This is a genomic window from Brevundimonas sp., assembly GCF_035627055.1.
Classification (GTDB): Bacteria; Pseudomonadota; Alphaproteobacteria; order Caulobacterales; family Caulobacteraceae; genus Brevundimonas.
This window is the reverse complement of sequence record NZ_DASPMM010000012.1, coordinates 1-17310: the sequence shown is the minus strand read 5'-3', so window position 1 is coordinate 17310 and position 17310 is coordinate 1. Positions and strand designations below refer to the sequence as shown.

General features: G+C 70.4%; 17 protein-coding genes. 6 read left to right on the top strand and 11 right to left on the bottom strand.

The genetic code is table 11. The features are described 5' to 3' along the window. Positions 1-21 precede the first annotated feature (21 nt). The 3 genes from VEA98_RS05660 to VEA98_RS05650 all read right to left on the bottom strand — a co-directional run bounded on the left by VEA98_RS05660 (position 22) and on the right by VEA98_RS05650 (position 4446). Entirely contained in the window at positions 22-1713 is a 1692-nt protein-coding gene (locus VEA98_RS05660) for an ATP-binding protein (protein WP_324811602.1), read from the bottom strand. A 74-nt stretch (positions 1714-1787) separates the two neighbouring features. Then, positions 1788-2447, bottom strand: a complete 660-nt coding sequence (gene thiE / locus VEA98_RS05655; RefSeq protein WP_324811600.1) for a thiamine phosphate synthase — start codon at positions 2445-2447, stop codon at positions 1788-1790. A gap of 31 nt (positions 2448-2478) precedes the next feature. Continuing rightward, complete coding sequence (locus VEA98_RS05650; protein WP_324811598.1) at positions 2479-4446, bottom strand: beta-propeller domain-containing protein; 1968 nt, start codon at positions 4444-4446, stop codon at positions 2479-2481. A 178-nt stretch (positions 4447-4624) separates the two neighbouring features. Between VEA98_RS05650 and VEA98_RS05645 the strand changes: the two genes are divergently transcribed. The 5 genes from VEA98_RS05645 to VEA98_RS05625 all read left to right on the top strand — a co-directional run bounded on the left by VEA98_RS05645 (position 4625) and on the right by VEA98_RS05625 (position 7727). Continuing rightward, positions 4625-4810 (top strand): (2Fe-2S)-binding protein, encoded by a 186-nt coding sequence (locus VEA98_RS05645; protein ID WP_324811596.1) that lies wholly within the window; start codon positions 4625-4627, stop codon positions 4808-4810. Between the two features lie 160 nt (positions 4811-4970). Beyond that, positions 4971-5471 (top strand): bacterioferritin, encoded by a 501-nt coding sequence (gene bfr / locus VEA98_RS05640; protein WP_324811594.1) that lies wholly within the window; start codon positions 4971-4973, stop codon positions 5469-5471. A 46-nt stretch (positions 5472-5517) separates the two neighbouring features. Beyond that, positions 5518-6048, top strand: a complete 531-nt coding sequence (locus tag VEA98_RS05635) for a TspO protein (protein WP_324811592.1) — start codon at positions 5518-5520, stop codon at positions 6046-6048. Positions 6049-6188: 140 nt separating this feature from the next. Further along, complete coding sequence (efp, locus tag VEA98_RS05630; protein ID WP_324811590.1) at positions 6189-6755, top strand: elongation factor P; 567 nt, start codon at positions 6189-6191, stop codon at positions 6753-6755. 168 nt (positions 6756-6923) lie between these two features. Further along, positions 6924-7727 (top strand): inositol monophosphatase family protein, encoded by an 804-nt coding sequence (locus tag VEA98_RS05625; RefSeq protein WP_324811588.1) that lies wholly within the window; start codon positions 6924-6926, stop codon positions 7725-7727. 175 nt (positions 7728-7902) lie between these two features. Here the strand turns inward: VEA98_RS05625 and glyS are convergent, their stop codons facing one another. The 3 genes from glyS to VEA98_RS05610 are packed head-to-tail and all read right to left on the bottom strand — an operon-like array spanning position 7903 to position 11404. Next, a complete protein-coding gene (glyS, locus tag VEA98_RS05620) occupies positions 7903-10107 on the bottom strand; it encodes a glycine--tRNA ligase subunit beta (protein ID WP_324811586.1) in 2205 nt (734 codons plus the stop codon). Continuing rightward, a complete protein-coding gene (locus VEA98_RS05615; protein ID WP_324811584.1) occupies positions 10107-10520 on the bottom strand; it encodes a hypothetical protein in 414 nt (137 codons plus the stop codon). The genes glyS and VEA98_RS05615 overlap by 1 nt, the downstream gene beginning before the upstream one ends. Then, entirely contained in the window at positions 10517-11404 is an 888-nt protein-coding gene (locus VEA98_RS05610) for a glycine--tRNA ligase subunit alpha (RefSeq protein WP_324811582.1), read from the bottom strand. The genes VEA98_RS05615 and VEA98_RS05610 overlap by 4 nt, the downstream gene beginning before the upstream one ends. A gap of 269 nt (positions 11405-11673) precedes the next feature. Here VEA98_RS05610 and VEA98_RS05605 point away from each other — a divergent pair, with 269 nt between their 5' ends. Next, entirely contained in the window at positions 11674-12411 is a 738-nt protein-coding gene (locus VEA98_RS05605) for a polysaccharide deacetylase family protein (RefSeq protein WP_324811580.1), read from the top strand. Here the strand turns inward: VEA98_RS05605 and VEA98_RS05600 are convergent. The 5 genes from VEA98_RS05600 to VEA98_RS05580 form a co-directional block, all read right to left on the bottom strand. Continuing rightward, a complete protein-coding gene (locus VEA98_RS05600; RefSeq protein WP_324811578.1) occupies positions 12408-13331 on the bottom strand; it encodes a hypothetical protein in 924 nt (307 codons plus the stop codon). The two genes, VEA98_RS05605 and VEA98_RS05600, sit on opposite strands and share 4 nt — an antisense overlap. Positions 13332-13438: 107 nt before the next feature. Further along, positions 13439-14002 (bottom strand): fasciclin domain-containing protein, encoded by a 564-nt coding sequence (locus VEA98_RS05595; RefSeq protein ID WP_324811576.1) that lies wholly within the window; start codon positions 14000-14002, stop codon positions 13439-13441. A gap of 215 nt (positions 14003-14217) precedes the next feature. Then, on the bottom strand, positions 14218-15084 hold the full coding sequence (locus VEA98_RS05590) for a 4-(cytidine 5'-diphospho)-2-C-methyl-D-erythritol kinase (protein ID WP_324811574.1): 867 nt from the start codon (positions 15082-15084) through the stop codon (positions 14218-14220). Positions 15085-15087: 3 nt separating this feature from the next. Further along, positions 15088-16899, bottom strand: a complete 1812-nt coding sequence (locus tag VEA98_RS05585) for a tetratricopeptide repeat protein (RefSeq protein WP_324811572.1) — start codon at positions 16897-16899, stop codon at positions 15088-15090. Between the two features lie 57 nt (positions 16900-16956). After that, the coding region (locus tag VEA98_RS05580) for a 4Fe-4S dicluster domain-containing protein (RefSeq protein WP_324811570.1) at positions 16957-17310 on the bottom strand (354 nt) is incomplete at its 5' end.

The following is a 17310-nucleotide window of genomic DNA, read 5'->3' as shown; positions in this document are numbered from 1 at the left end:
CCGGAAAGGGTCCGTCGGCGGTCAGGCGGCGGGGAGTTCGACCCAGAAGGCCGCGCCTTCGCCGGGCGTGGAGACGACCCCGATCGTGCCGCCCTGCAGCTCGACCAGCCGCTTGGCCAGGGCCAGGCCGATGCCGTGCCCCTCGACCGTCGAACGTTCGAGCCCGAGGCGGTTGAACGGCTCGAACAGCTGGGCCTGCTTCTCGGGCGACAGGCCGGGGCCGCGGTCGATGACCTCGATGCGCACGCCGTCGTAGACCTTGCTGGCGCGGAAGACGACGAGACCGCCCTCGCCGCCGTATTTGACGGCGTTGGAGGCCAGGTTGGCGATGACCTGGGTCAGGCGCTGGGAGTCCGCCAGGGCCACCAGCCCGTCGCCTTCGCTGACCACATGCAGGCGGACGTTCTTCGCCTCGGGACGCAGGGCGGTGGCGCGGCGCACGTCCTCGAGCACGCCGGGGACGTCGGTGGGGCGCAGCTCGACCTTGACCGCGCCCGACTCGGCGCGGGCCACGTCGAGCAGGTCATGGGCGAGCGCCTCGACCTGGCGCGCGGTCTTGACCAGCATCTCGGCCATTTCGGCCTGGGTCGGGGTGATCTCGCCCAGCTGGCCGGCCTTCCACAGTTCGCCGATGCCGATGACGCCGCCGACCGGGCTCTTGATCTCGTGGGCGACGTTGGCGAGCAGGCGGGACTTGGCCTCGGAGGCCCGTTCGGCCCGCAGCTGGCCGGCCTTGGCGCGGTCGGAGAGGCGGTCCCGCTCCTCCAGCAGGGAGGCGACCAGCAGGATAGGGAGGCAGCCCAGCAGCACCATCAGCTGGGCCAGCAGGGCCTGGTCGGCCAGATTCGGCCCGGCCGAGATGAACGGCCCGTGGCCCAGCATGGCCCCGCCGACGGAGGTGATCGCCACCAGCACAAGGGCCGTCGAGACGCCGAGGACGCGGAAGCGCGCCGCCACCAGGATCAGCACCGGGATGACCACGAAACCGACCTGGACCCGGGCCTGGAAGAAGACGATGACGCAGGTCGCCATGAGCAGGGCCAGCAGCACGGCCGCCTCGGCCGCCTTGACCGGGTTGCGCAGCATGACCAGGTGGCGCCGGGTCAGCGACAGGCCAAAGGCGCCGAGCACCGCGATGCCGAGGGCATGCCCGAACCACCAGGTCTGGAAACTGTAGAGCGGGTCCGCCCCCTCGATCAGATACAGCGCCCCGGCGGCCGCGGCGGCGGCGGGGATGGGGGCGATGACGGCGGCGCTGAGCAGGAAGCGGCAGGCGCCGTCCACGCTCGCCAGATTGAGCGTCGGCGCGAACCGCCGGGCCAGCAGCACGGCGGCCACGATCTCCATCATGTTGATGACGGTGAACAGCGCGCTGAGAAGGTAGGAATTGCCCGCCAGCAGCTCCCCGGCGACGATGCCGGTGGCCAGCAGGCCGGCGAAGCAGACATCGTAGGACGGCCCGCGGGCGTTCCTGAGCCAGACCGCGACAGCGACGCCGCCGGCGCCCCACAGGGCGGCGACGAGGCCGGCGGTGCGGGCGAAATGGATGCAGACGACCACCAGAACCAGCACGGCCATGGCGGTGAAGATCGGGGCCAGCGGCTCGCGGAAGAAGGCCACGGCGCTGTTGACGGCGACCGGCGTCTCGGGACGCGGTTTCGCGGCCGGCTCGGGAGCCGCAGCCGTTTCGGACGGATCGAGCGCGCGGCTCATGAGCATTGGGGTTCCGGGGAAGCGGCCTCGTCTTCCGGTTTGCTTAGCTCACGCTTCCTAATATCCCCTGAAGGTCAGGCGCTTGCGGCGAGAACCTGATTGAAGGCCCGGACCGCCGCGGCGGGCCCCTCCGGATGGCTCCAGACCGCCGCGCTGACCGCCACGAAATCCGCTCCGGCCCGGGCCAGGTCGCCGGCGTTTTCGGGCGTGATGCCGCCGATGGCGACGCAGGGGACCTCGACCGTCTCCTGCCAGATGGTCAGGATTTCGGGGTCGGGGCGGTGCGCGGTCTGCTTGGTCGCGGTCGGGAAGAAGGCGCCGAAGGCGACGTAGTCGGCCCCGGCCTCGGCCGCGTCCATGGCCAGTTCGCGGCTGTCGTGGGAGGTCACGCCGATCATGGCGTCCGGGCCCAGCAGGCGGCGCGCCTCGGCCAGGGACGCATCCGACTGGCCGATGTGGACGCCGTCGCAGCCGGAGCGGGCGGCGAGGTCGGGCCGGTCGTTGAGGAGCACGGCGACGCCGCGGGCGCGGGCGACCGGGGCCAGCGCCTCCACCGCCGCGAGGAGGACGGCGTCGTCGGCGGGCTTGAGCCGGATCTGCAGCGCCGCCACGTCGCCGGCGGCGAGCGCCTCATCGAGCGTGCGCGCGAAGGCGGCGAGGTCGGCGATCTCCGGCGGCGTGATCAGGTACAGGCGGCACGGCGGGCGCGGCGGGGCGACGGGTTCTCTGGCCATGCGCGGCAAGTGCGGCGGCGCGAGGCCGGCGTCAATCCTCCGCGCGCGCCGCCGGGGCGAAGTTGAGCCGGCCGATCTCGCGGACGCCGCCGCCTTCCACCCGGCCCTCGACCAGTTCGTAGCCGAGCAGGGCGAAGACCCGCCCCCGCAGGAAGATCGGCCGGGCGTTGCCGTACCAGTCGGCGCAGGAGGCGACGCAGGCGTCGTCGATCGCGCCATCCGCCCGCGAAGCGAGTCGGCCCAGTTCGGACAGGCGGCGGTCGGCCCGACGCAGGAACAGCATGTCGGCGGCGCTGCTGAACAGATAGTCGTGTCGGCCCTCGATCGTCCGGTTGACGGGCAGGCCCAGCAGGCCGGAGGCGCCGTCGCGGCTGCCCGGGTCGGGGCTGTAGAAGAAGCCGTGGCTGCGGCTTTCCGACTCGCCGGCGGCCTGGGCGACGTAGCGGTCGGCCAGGCGCGGCCGGCCGGACAGGTCGACGGTCGTGAAGGCCACTTCGTCGTCGCCGGACACGACCAGGGCGTCCCGGCCGATGGCCTCCAGACGGGTCACGGGCTCGGCGAAGGCGAAGGTCTCGATCCGCCCGCCCCCGACCGGCACGACCATGACGGCGCCGGTGGTGGTGTCATCCTTCGGGTTCCAGCCGTTGCGGCTGAGCAGCAGATGCCGGCCGACGAAGCGGTTGTGGCCCTCGTCGTCTCCCGGCAGGTCGGCCAGGAAACGGTAGTCGCGCGCCGCGGCCTCGCGGGAGCCGTCGCCGAAGCGGCTGAACGGCAGGCGCAGCAGGGCCGGGGCGCCCTCGGTGAACTCGGGCCGCCACATCTCGTCGCCGCCGCCTTCGGACCAGACCACGACCTCGATCAGGTCGTGCCCGGCGTCCTCGCGGAAGGAAAACTGGTCCATGGGCGCGCCGCGGGTGAGCACGGCCTGGGGCCGGGAGCCGTCGAGAGGGATGCGGTAGAGCGAGGATTCCGGGGCGTCGCCCCGCTCGGTCCGCCGCCATGAGCGCCAGGTGTCGGAGGTCCACAGATAGACCGCCTGGGACGAGACGTAGAAGGTCCGCCCTTCCGGCCCGAGCACCACGGTGGCCTCGCAGGTCAGTTCCGGCGCGGTCAGGTCGCAGCGGCTGACGGTGTGAAGCGCATCGATCTCGCCGTCCTCGGAGCGGCGCATCTGGGGCGCGATGAACACCTGGCGCGGGCCGGCGATGCGCTGGAACGGCGCGTCGGGGTCCCCCGTCCAGCGGCGCACGCCGGGCAGCATGTCGAGCGGATCCTCATGCCAGCCGATGTCGAGCGGCGAATAGAGGATCAGTTCGTCGCCGATCAGGCGCGAGGCGTAGTTGCGCGACGAGTAATAGTCGTTCGAGCGCATGTGATAGGCGTCGCGGAAGCTCAGACGCCCGTCGGGCGAGAGGCGGAAGCGGCTGACCTCGGTCCCGCCGCGGCTGTAGCTGTAGCCGATGACCACGACCTGATCGCCGGACACCAGCATCTCGTCGTACCAGTCGCCGCCGGCGTCGACGCCGGGCGGGTAGGCGTTGATCGCGTCGACCGGCCTCAGGCCGCCGTCGGCGGTCGAGACGGTGAACAGCCGGCCGCGGCGCAGGATGACGAGGTGGTCGCCACGCACCTTGACGATGCCGCCCTCGTCGACGCCGGCGACCTGGGTGTTGGTGATGGAAGGGTCGGCCGCTCGGCTGGCCGTGAGCACGATCTCCTGGACATCCGCGTCATAGTCGGCGGCGGCCGCTTCGGTCGCGGGGGACGCGTCGGGCGTCGCGATGATCATCGGGGGCGGAGCCGTCACCGGAACGGCCACGGGCGGGGCCAGATAGACCGGCGCGCCGCCCGCACGCTCCTGAAGGAAGCGGCGAAGCTCCGCCTCGGTCCGGAACGGGTCGAGGCCATCTGCGGTCTGGGCCAGCGCCGGGGCGCCGCCCGCGCCGCACACCATGACCAGGGCCACCAAGGCCGTCCGTCCCAAACGCCAGCCACACATGTCACCGCTCCGCCTGTTCCGGCCAAGCTGAGCAGAGGACGGCGCTGCCGACAACCGTCGAAACCTGACGGCCCCTGAAGCCGCCTCCGTAAAGACCCGGAGGTGCGAACGACTTGCATTCGCCGCATTTGCGCTGCTAAAAGAGAACCGTTCGCAATCTCTTCTGTGGGTCCGTCCCGTGTACGTCTGCAACTGCAACGGCCTTCGCCAGCGTGACGTCGCCCGAGCCATCGAGGCGGGCGCGATGCGTCCGAAGGACGTCTTCGACCGTCACCAGTGCCGGCCCCAGTGCTGCCGTTGCGTCTGCGAAATGCGCGAGATGATTGAAGAGACGCGCGAATCCTACGCTCTCGCCGCCGAATAGGCCGGCCGGTCTCCCGGAAGGGAGATTCATTCGCATTTTCAATGTTGTGAGAAGTGTTCGCAGGTGAACACAACGGCTGTTTCCGTGTTAATTACGGCGGACAGGCGCGGGTGATTCAGACCGTCAGACGATGGGCGCCCCGCGGACGAAAGATACGACGATGAAGGGCGATCCCGCGATCATCCGCACGCTCAATGCGGTGCTGACCAACGAGCTGACGTCGGTCAACCAGTATTTCCTGCACGCCCGGATGTTCGAGAGCTGGGGGCTGAAGCACCTCGGCCAGATCATCTACGACGAGTCGATCGGCGAGATGAAACACGCCGACAAGCTGATCAAGCGGGTGCTGTTCCTCGACGGCCTGCCCAACCTGCAGGACCTGCACAAGCTGAAGATCGGCGAGAGCGCGGTGGAATGCCTCGGCTCCGACCTGGCGCTGGAGCTGGCCGGCCGCGATGCGCAGATCGCCGGCATCGCCCAGTGCGAGGCGGCCAAGGACTATGTCAGCCGCCAGATCCTGTCGGAGATCCTCGCCGACACCGAGGAGCACATCGACTTCCTCGAGGCCCAGCACAAGCTGATCGAGCAGCTGGGCGAGCAGAACTATCTGCAGTCGGCGATGACCGAGATCGCGCCGGACCGGAGCGCGACGGGGAACTAGGCCCCTCCCCCGCCCATTCCGCTCCCGACGCAGAGGGAGCCCGGCAATGAGCATCGACAACGCCCTGGACGACGCGCGCGAGGCGGCGACCGACTTCCTCAACGCCGAGGGCCGGCATCCGGGACATGTGGCGCTGGGCATCGCCCTGACGGTGGGCTTCGCCCTGGCGGCGACGGTGTTCGCGACCCGGGCGCTGTCGCCCGTGCGCGATCACCCGGACGACGATCACGCGCCGGTCACGGAGCGGCCCAGGGGTCCCCTGAGTCTGATCCTGCCGGCGGTGTTCTCGGTCACCACCCTGTCGGCGGTGCGGGTCTGGAACGCGCCCCACACGCGGGCGCGGACCGTGGCCATGTCGCTGTGGGCGGGAGCCCAGGCCCTGAATGCGGTGTGGATCGCGCTGCGTCCGGCGGGACGGGCGATGCAGATCGCGGCGGCGATGTCTTCGGCGGGGTTGGCCGCGGCCTTCGCCCACGAGGCGCGCAAGATCGACGTGCGGGCCGGCAAGCTGGCGTCTCCGATGGGCCGCAAGGTGCACATGGCCAATACGGTGGAGGAGCAGGCGACGGTGCACTGAGAAGTGACAGTGCCAGTGAGCAAGGGGTGAGCAAGGAAAGTGCGGGCGGTCCTGCATCGGCCCGCCTTGCCCGGAGACGCGGCTTCCTGTAGCGAGCCCCGTCGCGCACGGGGCTGCGCTCCCATCCTTCCGAGACACCGATGAAGATCAACGGCAACACCATCAAGCCCGGCATGGTCCTGCAGGTTAACGGCGGCCTGTGGGTCGTCACCAAGGCCAGCCACGTTAAGCCGGGCAAGGGCGGCGCCTTCGCCAACGTCGAGGCCAAGAACCTCGAGACCGGCAACAAGCTGAACGAACGCTTCCGATCGGAAGACAAGGTCGAGCGCGTCACCCTGGAGCAGCGAGACTACAGCTACCTGTACGACGGCGGCGACACCCTCGTGTTCATGAACGACGAGAACTACGAGCAGATCGAACTGCAGAAGGAATGGGTCGGCGAAGAGCGCATCCCCTACCTGCAGGAAGGCATGAAGGTGGTCATCGAGAGCCACGAGGACCGTCCGATCGGCCTCGAGCTGCCGGAGCAGGTGACGCTGGAAGTCGTCGAGACCGAGCCGACGGTGAAGGGCCAGACCGCCTCGTCGTCCTACAAGCCGGCCATCGCCAACAACGGCGTCCGCATCATGATCCCGCCCTACATGGGCGTCGGCGAGAAGATCGTCGTCGACACCACCACCGGCGAATACGTCCGCCGCGCGGACTAGCGAGTGACAGTGTCAGTGAGCGAGGGGTGAGCCGGATCGCGCGCCTTTCTCGCTCACCTCTTGCTCACTAGCACTGTCACCCGGCGTCCCCGGACGCCGCCTTTTTGAACTTCTCCGTCTGTCCGGGCGCTTCCGCCTTTCAAGGACTTTCGGACCAGGAGATTCCCCATGGCCCTCGCCTCCGCCCTGCTGCAAGTGATGATGGACGCGGTCCGCAAGACCGCCCGGCCGATGCTGCGCGACTTCGGCGAGGTGGCGCAGCTGCAGGTGTCGCGCAAGGGTCCGGGCGACTTCGTCACGGCGGCCGACATCAAGGCCGAGGACACCCTGTACGAACTGCTGATGAAGGCGCGGCCGGGCTACGGCTTCCTCGGCGAGGAGCGCGGCCTGATCGAGGGCACCGACAAGTCGCACATGTGGATCGTCGACCCGATCGACGGCACCACCAACTTCATGCACGCCATGCCGCATTTCGCCATCACGGTGGGGCTGCAGCGCACCGCGCCGGACGGCCATTCCGAGATCGTCGCGGGGGTGACCTACAACCCCGTCATGAACGAGCTGTTCTGGGCCGAGAAGGGCAAGGGCTGCTACCTGAACGACCAGCGCATCCGCGTCGCCGGACGCCGCGACCTGTCGGAGAGCCTGATCGCCACGGGCCTGCCGTTCATCGGCAAGACGGGGCATGCCCAGGCCATCAAGGACATCCACGCCATCGGCCAGCGGGTGGCGGGCATCCGCCGGCTGGGCTCGGCCGCGCTGGACTTCGCCTGGGTCGCGGCGGGGCGGTACGACGCCTATTACGAACGCAACCTGCAGCCGTGGGACGTGGCGGCGGGCATCCTGTTCGTCACCGAGGCGGGCGGCATCGTGACGACCATCGACGAGGACGGAAACCCGATGACGGGCGGGCAGATCCTGGCCGCGAACACGGAGCTGCATCCGCAGCTGCGGAAGGTGCTCAGGGGTTAAGGCCCTTCTCCCCTTGCGGGAGAAGGTGGCCGAGCGCAGCGAGGTCGGATGAGGGGTCGCACAGGCGATCACCGCATCCGACGCCGGCCACGCCAACCGGCCGCCGTCCCGTCGACCCCTCATCCGTCGGCCTTCGGCCGCCACCTTCTCCCGCAAGGGGAGAAGGACGCTGAATTCAGCCGCTGATCAGTCCGAAATCCGCCACCCGGCCCATCACCGCGCGGACCTGACCCAGCAGCTTGAGGCGGTTGTCGCGTTCCGCGGCCACGTCGGAGTTGACCAGCACCTTGTCGAAGAAGGCGTCGACCGGGGCGCGCAGGGCGGCGAGGGCGCGCATGGCGGCGGCGAAGTCCTCGGTCTGCAGGGCGGCGTCGACGGCGGTCGCGGCGGCGGCGGCGGCGGCGATGAGGGCGGTCTCCTCGGCCGGGGCGCCGGGCAGGGCGACGGGCTCTCCGGAGGGCAGCGGGCCCTTCTTCTCCTCGGCTCGCAGGATGTTCGAGGCGCGCTTGGAACCGGCCAGCAGATTGGCCCCGTCGTCGGTGGCGAGGAAGGCGTCGAGCGCCTCGACCCGCCGCACGATGCGGACGAGGTCGTCGTCGCCAAGCGCGAAGACGGCGTCGGCGAGATCATGGCGCTTGCCCTGGTCGCGGAGGAGGACCTTCAGGCGGTCGGCGAAGAAGGCGAGGAGTGCGCGATACGCTGCGACTCCCTCGGCCATGCCCTTGTCGTGATCATAGTCGGGAGAGGCCTCCTGTGCCCGCAAGACGGAGTCCTCCAGCTCCTGCTTGAAGGCGGCGTATGCGTCTGCCCCGACCACCGACTGAGCAGCGGAATGGAGGGCGTCCAGATCTTGAGATTCTCCCGCAGTGTCGTGGGCCACTCGGAGTTGGAAGAACTCCCACGAGAGACTGTTAAGCGGGAGTCGCACCCCATTCTCCAGCACCAGCCGGATCACCCCCAGCGCGGCTCGTCGGAGGGCGAACGGGTCCTTGGAGCCGGTCGGCTTTTCGTCGATGGCGAAGAAGCCGACGAGGGTGTCGAGCTTGTCGGCGAGGGCGACGGCGACCGTCAGGGGCGCGGTCGGGACGGTGTCGGCGGGGCCCTGCGGCTTGTAGTGGTCGCGGACGGCGTCGGCGATGGCGTCGGGCTGGCCGAAGGCGCGGGCGTAGTAGCCGCCCATCACGCCCTGCAGTTCCGGGAACTCACCGACCATGCCCGAGGCGAGGTCGGCCTTGGCGAGGCGGGCGGCCTGTTCGGCCTGATCCGGATCGGCGCCGACCAGCGGGGCGATCTCGCGGGCGAGGGCGGCGATGCGGTCGACGCGTTCGGCCAGGGTCCCCAGTTTGGCGTGGAAGGTGACGCCCTTCAGCTTGTCGTTCCAGACGTCGAAGCCGGTCTTGAGGTCCTCGTCCCAGAAGAAGCGGGCGTCGTCGAGGCGGGCGGAGAGGACGCGGCTGTTGCCGGCGGCGAGGGCCTTGCCGCCGTCCGAGGCCTCGACGTTGGCGACCACGACGAAGTGCGGCGCGAGGCCGTGCGTGGCCGGATCGCGGACGGCGAAATATTTCTGGTGCACCTTCATCGACAGGCGGACCACCTCGGGCGGCAGGTCGAGGAACTGCGGGTCCATGTCGCCGAGGATCGGGGTCGGCCATTCGGCCAGGCCGGCGACCTCGTCGAGCAGGCCGTCGTCGTCGACGAGGGCGAGGCCGCGGTCGTGGCAGACCTTCCGCGCCGCTTCGAGAATGCGCAGCTTGCGGTCGGCGACGTCGAGCAGGACGTGCTCGCGCTCCAGCTTCGCGCGGTAGTCGGCGAAGTCCTTCACCGCGAAGGGCTTGCCGGAGCCGAGGAAGCGGTGGCCCTCGGTGACGTCGCCGCTGTGCACGCCGTCGATGTCGAACGGGACCACGGCCCCATCGAACAGGGCGACGATGCGCTTCAGCGGGCGGACCCAGCGCAGGGTCCCGGAGCCCCAGCGCATTGACTTGGGCCACGGGAAGTTGCGGACGATCTGGTCGACCATGCCGGGGATCAGGGCGGCGGTGGGCTGGCCCTGGCTGCTGATGACCGCGAACAGCACGCCGTTGCGCTCGACCAGCTGGTCGCGGGTCAGGCCGGTCTTGCGCAGGAAGCCGTCCAGCGCCTGTTCGGGCGCGTTGGCGCGGGGGCCCTTGAGCTCCTCCTCGCGGTCCGGGGTAGCGGCGGGCAGGCCTTCGACGACGAGCGTCAGACGGCGCGGACCGGCGAAGGTCGTCAGGGCCTCATACGTCAGGCCGGCGGCCTTGAGGCGGTCGGCCGCCATGCGCTCGAGGTCGCGGGCCGCACCGGCCTGCATGCGGGCGGGAATTTCTTCCGAGAACAGTTCGAGGAGAAGCTGGGGCATCAGACGGTCCGGCGCTCGATGGCGAGCATCAGGTTGGGCGGCGAGTCGTCGCGGGCGGAGAAGGTGACGAACAGGGTCAGGGGCGCCGGGGACAGCGCCGCCGACTGGAAGGCGAGGAACAATTCCCGCTCGAAATAGAGGGCGGCGGTGACGCCGTGCTCGTTCTCCCCGACGTAGCCGCTGGTCCCGTCCGGCGAGTGGTCGATCATGCCGAAGCGGACAAGGACCGACGTCGGCTCGGCCCGCCCGTCCATCCGGATCTCGACCGGATCGATCGTCGTCCACTCCGGCGCGACCGCGCCCATGACCATCGGCATCCGCAGCTGGTCATTGGCGAAGACGAGGCAGCCGCCCAGTCTCGGCCCGCCCTCGGACCGGCGGTCCTTCAGCGAGACGACGCGATCGTCGCTCACGCCCGGGCCCTTTCCTGCTCGACCCATTCCGTCGCGCAGGCCTTACAGAGGTCGCGGATGCGGCCGATGTAGCTCTGGCGTTCGGCGACGGCGATGGCGCCGCGGGCGTCCATCAGGTTGAACAGGTGCGACGCTTTGAGGACCTGGTCGTAGGCGGGCAGGACCAGGGCCTGGCCCTGCGGGCCCTTCATGGCGAGCAGTCTGGCCGCCTCGGACTCCATGTCCTCGAAGCGGCGCTTGAGGCCATCGACGTCGTAGCCGTGGAAGTTCGCCTCGGACTGCTGGCGCTCGTTCTCGAGGAAGACCTCGCGGTAGGTCAGGCCCTCCTTGGTGAACTTCAGATCGTAGACGTTGTCGACGCCCTGGACGTACATGGCCAGCCGCTCGAGCCCGTAGGTCAGTTCGCCCGAGACGACGTCGACCTCGATGCCGCCGACCCCCTGGAAATAGGTGAACTGGGTCACCTCCATGCCGTCGCACCAGACCTCCCAGCCAAGCCCCCAGGCGCCGACGGTGGGGTTTTCCCAATCGTCCTCGACGAAGCGGATGTCGTGCAGTTTCGGATCGATTCCGATCGCCGCCAGCGATCCCAGATACAGGGCCTGGAGGTTCTCCGGGTTCGGCTTCAGGATCACTTGGTATTGGTAATAGTGTTGTAATCTATTGGGATTTTCGCCGTAGCGGCCATCTCCGGGGCGGCGGCTGGGCTGGACGTAGGCGGCCTTCCACGGACGCGGACCGAGCGCGCGCAGGACGGTGGCCGGGTGCAGGGTGCCGGCGCCGACCTCGATGTCATAGGGCTGGAGGATCGCGCAGCCCTGATCGCCCCAGTATTTGTGAAGCGTCAGGATCAGGTCCTGGAAGGCGAGCGGTTCGGTGGTCACGGTCGGCTTTTTCGTCCCGGGGAGAAGGCGGCGGACCCTAGACGCGAGCCCTGTTTGCGGCAAGGAGCCGGGACGTCGGGTTCATCACAACGGGCACGACGAGACCACGACGGACACAACGGGTTCCGCGCCAGGCACCGGCCCCGTCGTGTTCGTTGTGAGGACGTTGTGCTCGTCGTGAAGAACCGGGGCTCGCGAACCATGGACTCCGGCTTCGCCGGGGAAGACGGGGGACGGAATCTTAAGCGTCGGCCCGTAGCCTTCGCCGCATGAAGCAGATCGACCAGATGCGTCGGCGGGCCGCGCGGTATCTCGACGTGGAGACGGTCGAGATCGCGCCGGCGAAGGGCGTGTTTTCGCTGAGCTTCGACGATTTCCCGGCCAGCGCCTGGACGGAGGCGGGGGCGGTGCTGGCGGCGCACGGGGTCAAGGCGACCTACTATGTCTGCGGCGGCCTGTGCGGCGGCGTGAACATGGACCGGGACCAGTTCCGCGTGGAGCAACTGCAGGCGCTGCACGCCGCGGGGCACGAGGTCGGCTGCCACACCTTCGGCCACACCAGCGCGCTGCGGATGGACCGGGAGGCGCTGCGGCTGAGCCTGGACGCCAACGCCGCCTGGGTGGCGGAGCGGCTGGACGGCCATCGCATGACGACCTTCGCCTGGCCGTTCGGGGACGCGACGGTCGGGGCCAAGGGGATGGTGCGCGGGCGGTTCGATCTGGCCCGGGGCGTGCGCGACGGCGTCAACGCCGGACGCGAGGACCGGGCGCTGATCAGGAGCATCGGGCTGGAGAGCCGGCGGCTGCCGGGCTACGACCTCGAGGCGCTGATGGCCGAGGCGGCGGCGCGGCGCGGCTGGCTGACCGCCTATGGCCACGACGTGTCGGACCGGCCGACGGACTATGGCTGCACGCCGGACGATCTGGACCGGGTGCTGCGGCTGGCCAGGGCGGCCGGACTGGAGGTGCTGCCCGTGGGCGCGGCATGGGATGTGGTGCGGGCCTAGGCGGCTTCGCTCATCTGCGCCGTCCTGCGCCCATCCGCCCATCGGATCAGCGCCGCCCGCGGCCAGGCGACGATCCATGACCGGGCGAGGTACTCGCCCTTCTCGATCAGGGCGGCGCGGGTCGGTGAGCTGCTCGCGGCGCGCTGGGTGTGGATGTCGCCGGGGCCCTGGTGGACCATGAAGGCGCCGTGCTTCCGGGGGTTGAGGCGGAGGTAGGCGAGGCGCGGGCTGATCTGCTCCAGCGGCGGGTCGTAGAACCAGCTGGAGCCCAGCATGCCGGCCATGTCCGGGCGGCGCCTGAGGATCTCGGCGGCGGTGGCCCAGGCGCGGTCCCAGCCCGCCTCGTTGAAATCGGACAGTTCGCGGCTCTCGGTATGCACCTCCAGCCACGGCTTCCAGGCCTGGGCGGCGGCGTAGGCGGGGATGACCGACCAGCCCCAGCCCTCGCGGGCATGACGCAGGACCTGGCCGGGACCCATGGGCGAGCTGAGGTCGATCATCTGGGTACGGGCGCCGGGGACGCTGAGCACCAGCGAAATGCGGACGTCCTTGGCCCAGAAGTCCCGGTCGTAGGGATCGGCGGCGGCGGTCAGGAAGTCGGCGAGGCGGCCGATCCATTCCGGATAGAGCTCCAGCACCGCCGGCGGCAGATCGGCGGCGGGAACGCGGGCCGGCATCTCCAGCGCCCAGAGGGCGACGAGAGCGCGGCGGCGGTCGTCGGTCAGGGACGGGCCGAAGGCGACCTGAAGCGCCTCTTCGGCGCGGTGGCCGGGCTGGTCGAAATCCCAGTGCGGCGCAGAGGCGGCGGCCGCGTCGGCGGCGGCGTCCTTGAGGGCGTGGAGGCGGGCCCGGTCGTCGGGCGTGACCCGGGCCAGCACGGCCTCGAAGGCGGCGATGTGAGCGGGGGTCAGGACTTCCATCCCGCCACGATACACAACAGCGGTTGGCCGACCGTTAAGGGCCGCGCGCAGGAAAAAGGCGGCGGACCGGAGCCCGCCGCCTCTGTCGATTCACGGCCGTGGGGCGATCAGGCGCCCGCGGCGGCCGGAGCCGCCTCGCCCGGGGCCAGCACCTTGTCGATGACGAAGACGCCGCCGTTGGTGGCGTCGATCTCGGCCTGGGTGACGGTGGCCGTGTCGACGGCGATGGCGTCGCCGGTGCCGTCGATGGTGATCTCGACGCCGCCCGCGGTGGCGATCGGACCGCGCGCGCCCTTGATCTGGTCGGTCGTCAGCTCGGTCACGAGGACATGATAGAGCATCAGGTTGCGCAGTTCCTGGGCGTTGGCCGGGTCGAGCAGACGGGTGCGCTCGGCCTCCGGCAGGGCCGCAAAGGCCGCATCGGTCGGCGCGAAGATGGTGATGGCCGGGCGGGTGGCCAGGGTCTCGGTCAGCTGGGCCTGGTCGAAGGCGCGCAGCAGGGTGGTGAAATCGCCGCTGGCCTTGAGCACGTCGATGACGGTGCCGGCGGCGGCGGGCGCCGGGGCGGGCTCAGCCTGGGCCGGAGCGGCAGGAGCGGTCTGGGCCATGGCGGCCGGGGCGGCCAGCAGAGCCGCGGCGGCGGCCGCGGAGAACAGCGTGGTGCGAAGCATCAGTATCCCTCTTCTTCGTCAAGTGACCGCAAGGCGAATGGAAGCGCGGTCGTGATGATGAAATCCGCTCCGACGCATCCGGAGCGAAGTTCTGAGTTCCATATTGGCGTCAGTTGCGGCGAAACATCCGGGATCGTGAGGTAATCTCAAGGCGATTCCGGGATGGACTGCACAATACCGACGATATGCGGCCATAGAGCTTGGCGCGGGCGCAACTAACCCAGATTCGCGGGGGTGATCCACCAGCCAGGACGATTTTCCGACAGGAGACGGCCTGCGGCGGCGGCCCGGGCCAGGGTGTCGAACAGGGCGAAGACGGTGGCCCCCGAGCCCGACATGCGCGTCAGGCGCACGCCGGGCAGCGCCGAGACCGCGGCCAAGGCGTCGCCGATGGCGGGCGCCCGGGCGACGGCGGGCGCCTCGAGGTCGTTGCGCTGCGCCGCCAGCCACGCGATGACCGTGGTCGCGTCCCAACGGGATGGCGGCAAGGGCCGGTCGGCGGCGACCGGGGCGCCGGCGTCATAGGCGCGGTAGACCTCGCCCGTCGGGGAGGCGACGCCCGGATTGACCAGCAAGGCCGCAAGCGGCGGCAGCCGGGGCTCCGGCGTCAGGCGGTCGCCCCGCCCTTCCGCCCACGCCGGGCGCGCGTGCAGGCACATGGGGCCGTCCGCCCCGATCCCGGCGGCGAGGTCAGCCAGCGCCTCGTCGGACAGATCGAGCCCGAGGGCGTCCCGCGCCAGCTTCAGAGCGGCGCCGGCGTCGGAGGACCCGCCGCCGAGACCGGCGGCGATCGGCAGACGCTTGTCGAGGGTCACCGCCAGCCTCGGTTCGCCGACGCCCGCCGCCTCGCCGAGGGCGTGCAGCGCGCGCAGGACCAGGTTGTCTCCCGGCCCCTCAAGCCCCGCGGCGAACGGTCCCTCGAGGCGCAGCGACAGGCGGTCGGCGGGGACCACGCTGATCCGATCCCCGACGTCCGCGAAGGCCACGAGGCTGGCCAGCGGGTGGTAGCCGGCGTCGTCCACCTGGCCGACATGCAGGAACAGGTTGACCTTGGCAGGGGCGAGGGCCTCGAGCGTCGTCATGCCTCAGGGCTGGCTACCGGTGACGGGCGCGCCCGGAAGGCCGGCCGCCAGCTTGTGCTCGACCTCGGCGCGGCGCTCCGGCTCCGGCTCCAGCGTCAGCACCCGGTTCCACTGCCAGCCCGCCTCGCGACGGCGGCCGACCTGCCAGTAGGCGTCGCCGAGGTGGTCGTTGATTTCGGCATTGGCGGGCAATTTGGCGACCGCCTGTTCGAGCGTCTCGACGGCGCTCTCGTACTCGCCGCTCCGGTACTGGGCCCATCCCAGCGAGTCCTGGATGTTGCCGTTGCGGGGATCGGCCGCGAAGGCCCGGGCGATCATCTCCGCCCCCTGTTCGACCCGGCGGCCGCTGTCGACCCACAGATAGCCGAGGTGGTTGAGTAGGTCCGGGTTCTGGGGCGCCATCTGCAGCGCGGTCCACAGCTCGGCCTCGGCCTCCTCGATCCGCCCCAGCCGTTCCAGCGTCACCCCCCGGTCGAAGCGGACCTCGAGCGATTGCCGGGCCGTGTTAACGGTCGGGCGGTTGAGGACGGCGAGCGCCTCTTCGAAGCGCCCGAGATCGAAATAGTGGTTGGCGAGCAGGCGCGACACGACGACCTGCTCCGGAGCGGCCGCATCGGCGCGGAGAAAGGCTTCGAGCGCCTCCTCGCCGCGGCCCTCCTCGGCAAGGCTGACGCCGAGGCCGAGCTGGGCGCTGGCGTAGACGATCGGATTGTCGGTTCCGACGCGGACGAAGGCGGCGCGGGCGGCGGCGTCCTGATGCGCCGCCTTCAGGCTTTCGGCCAGGCGGATGACAACCGTGTCGTCGGGCCGGAGGGCGGTCGCGAACTGCAGATAGATGACCGACAGCTCGTGGAAATCGACCTGGCTGGTTTCCATGGCGGCGAAGGCGAGCGCGTCCGCGGCGATCTCGCCCGGGGTCGGCGCGGCCGGCGGCCTCCCGCCCTCGCGCACGCGCCGGCCGGCGATCAGGGCGCGCGGGTCGGGCGCGTCGCCCTCCAGGGCCGCCGCATAGACAGCGAGCGCCTCGTCGCGCCGGCCCCGGCGCTCGAGGAAGGCCCCGTAATGGACACGGAACACCCGCGCCCCATCCGGGATGGCCAACAGGGCGCGGTACTCGGCCTCGGTCTCCTCGAACCGGCGGCGGCTCTCCAGCAACTGGGCCCGCTGGTCCCGCAACACCAACCCGGCGGTCGACGTCGTGGGCGCCGAGACCGGCTGAAGCGCGGTGGTCCAGTCGCCCCCGGCGGCGGCGACGGACGGCAGGAGATAGGCCGTGACCGGGCCATACGGGTCCGGGAAGTCCCCGGCCCGCAGCAGGGCGAGGGCCCCGGCGCCGTCGCCGTCGCGCAGACTCCGGACCACCGCCGCAAGGCGTCCCGCGCCGGCGAACAGGGGCGTGCCCACGACGGCGGGCGTTAGACGCACGACGCCGTCGATATCCCCCGAGAACAGGCTGGCGACGAAGGCGTCGCCGCCCAGCTGGGGCTGTTCGGGGGTCAGCGACTGGCTCAGCGCGAGGAGCTCGGCGCCGGCGGCCTGATCGCCCCTGAGGCTGGCCACGCGTCCGGACAGGTAGAGCCCATAGGCGGACTGGCCGTCGGCCGTGAACGGGGCCGGGGCCCATATGGCCGGGATCGGCGGGGCGGCCGACTCGACCGCCAAGGCCTCGGCCTCCGGATCAGGATCGATGATCAGCACGGGGGCGCTCTGCCCGGCGGGTTCGGCGGCGGGCGGCGCCTCCTGCGCGGCGGCGGGCGCGGCGAAGGCCAGCAGGGCGCAGCCGGAGAGGAGCAGGCGAAGTGAGGTCAGGCGCATGGGCCGGAGCCTCACCGGGTTTTGCGGCCCCGGCAAGGCCCTTCGCCCGCGGGGGCGTCACATATTCGGATAGTTGGGGCCGCCGCCGCCCTCGGGCGTCGTCCAGACGATGTTCTGCGACGGATCCTTGATGTCGCAGGTTTTGCAGTGGACGCAGTTCTGCGCGTTGATGACGAATTTCGGCGCGCCGCCCTCCTCGATCCACTCATAGACACCGGCCGGGCAATAGCGCGCCGATGGGCCGGCATAGACGTCGTGCTCCGACGATTTTTGCAGCGCCATGTCCTTCACGACGAGATGCGGTGGCTGGTCCTCCTCGTGATTGGTATTGGAGAGAAAGACGGATGACAGCCGGTCGAACGTCAGCTTGCCGTCGGGCTTCGGGTAAACGATGCGCGTGCATTCGGAGGC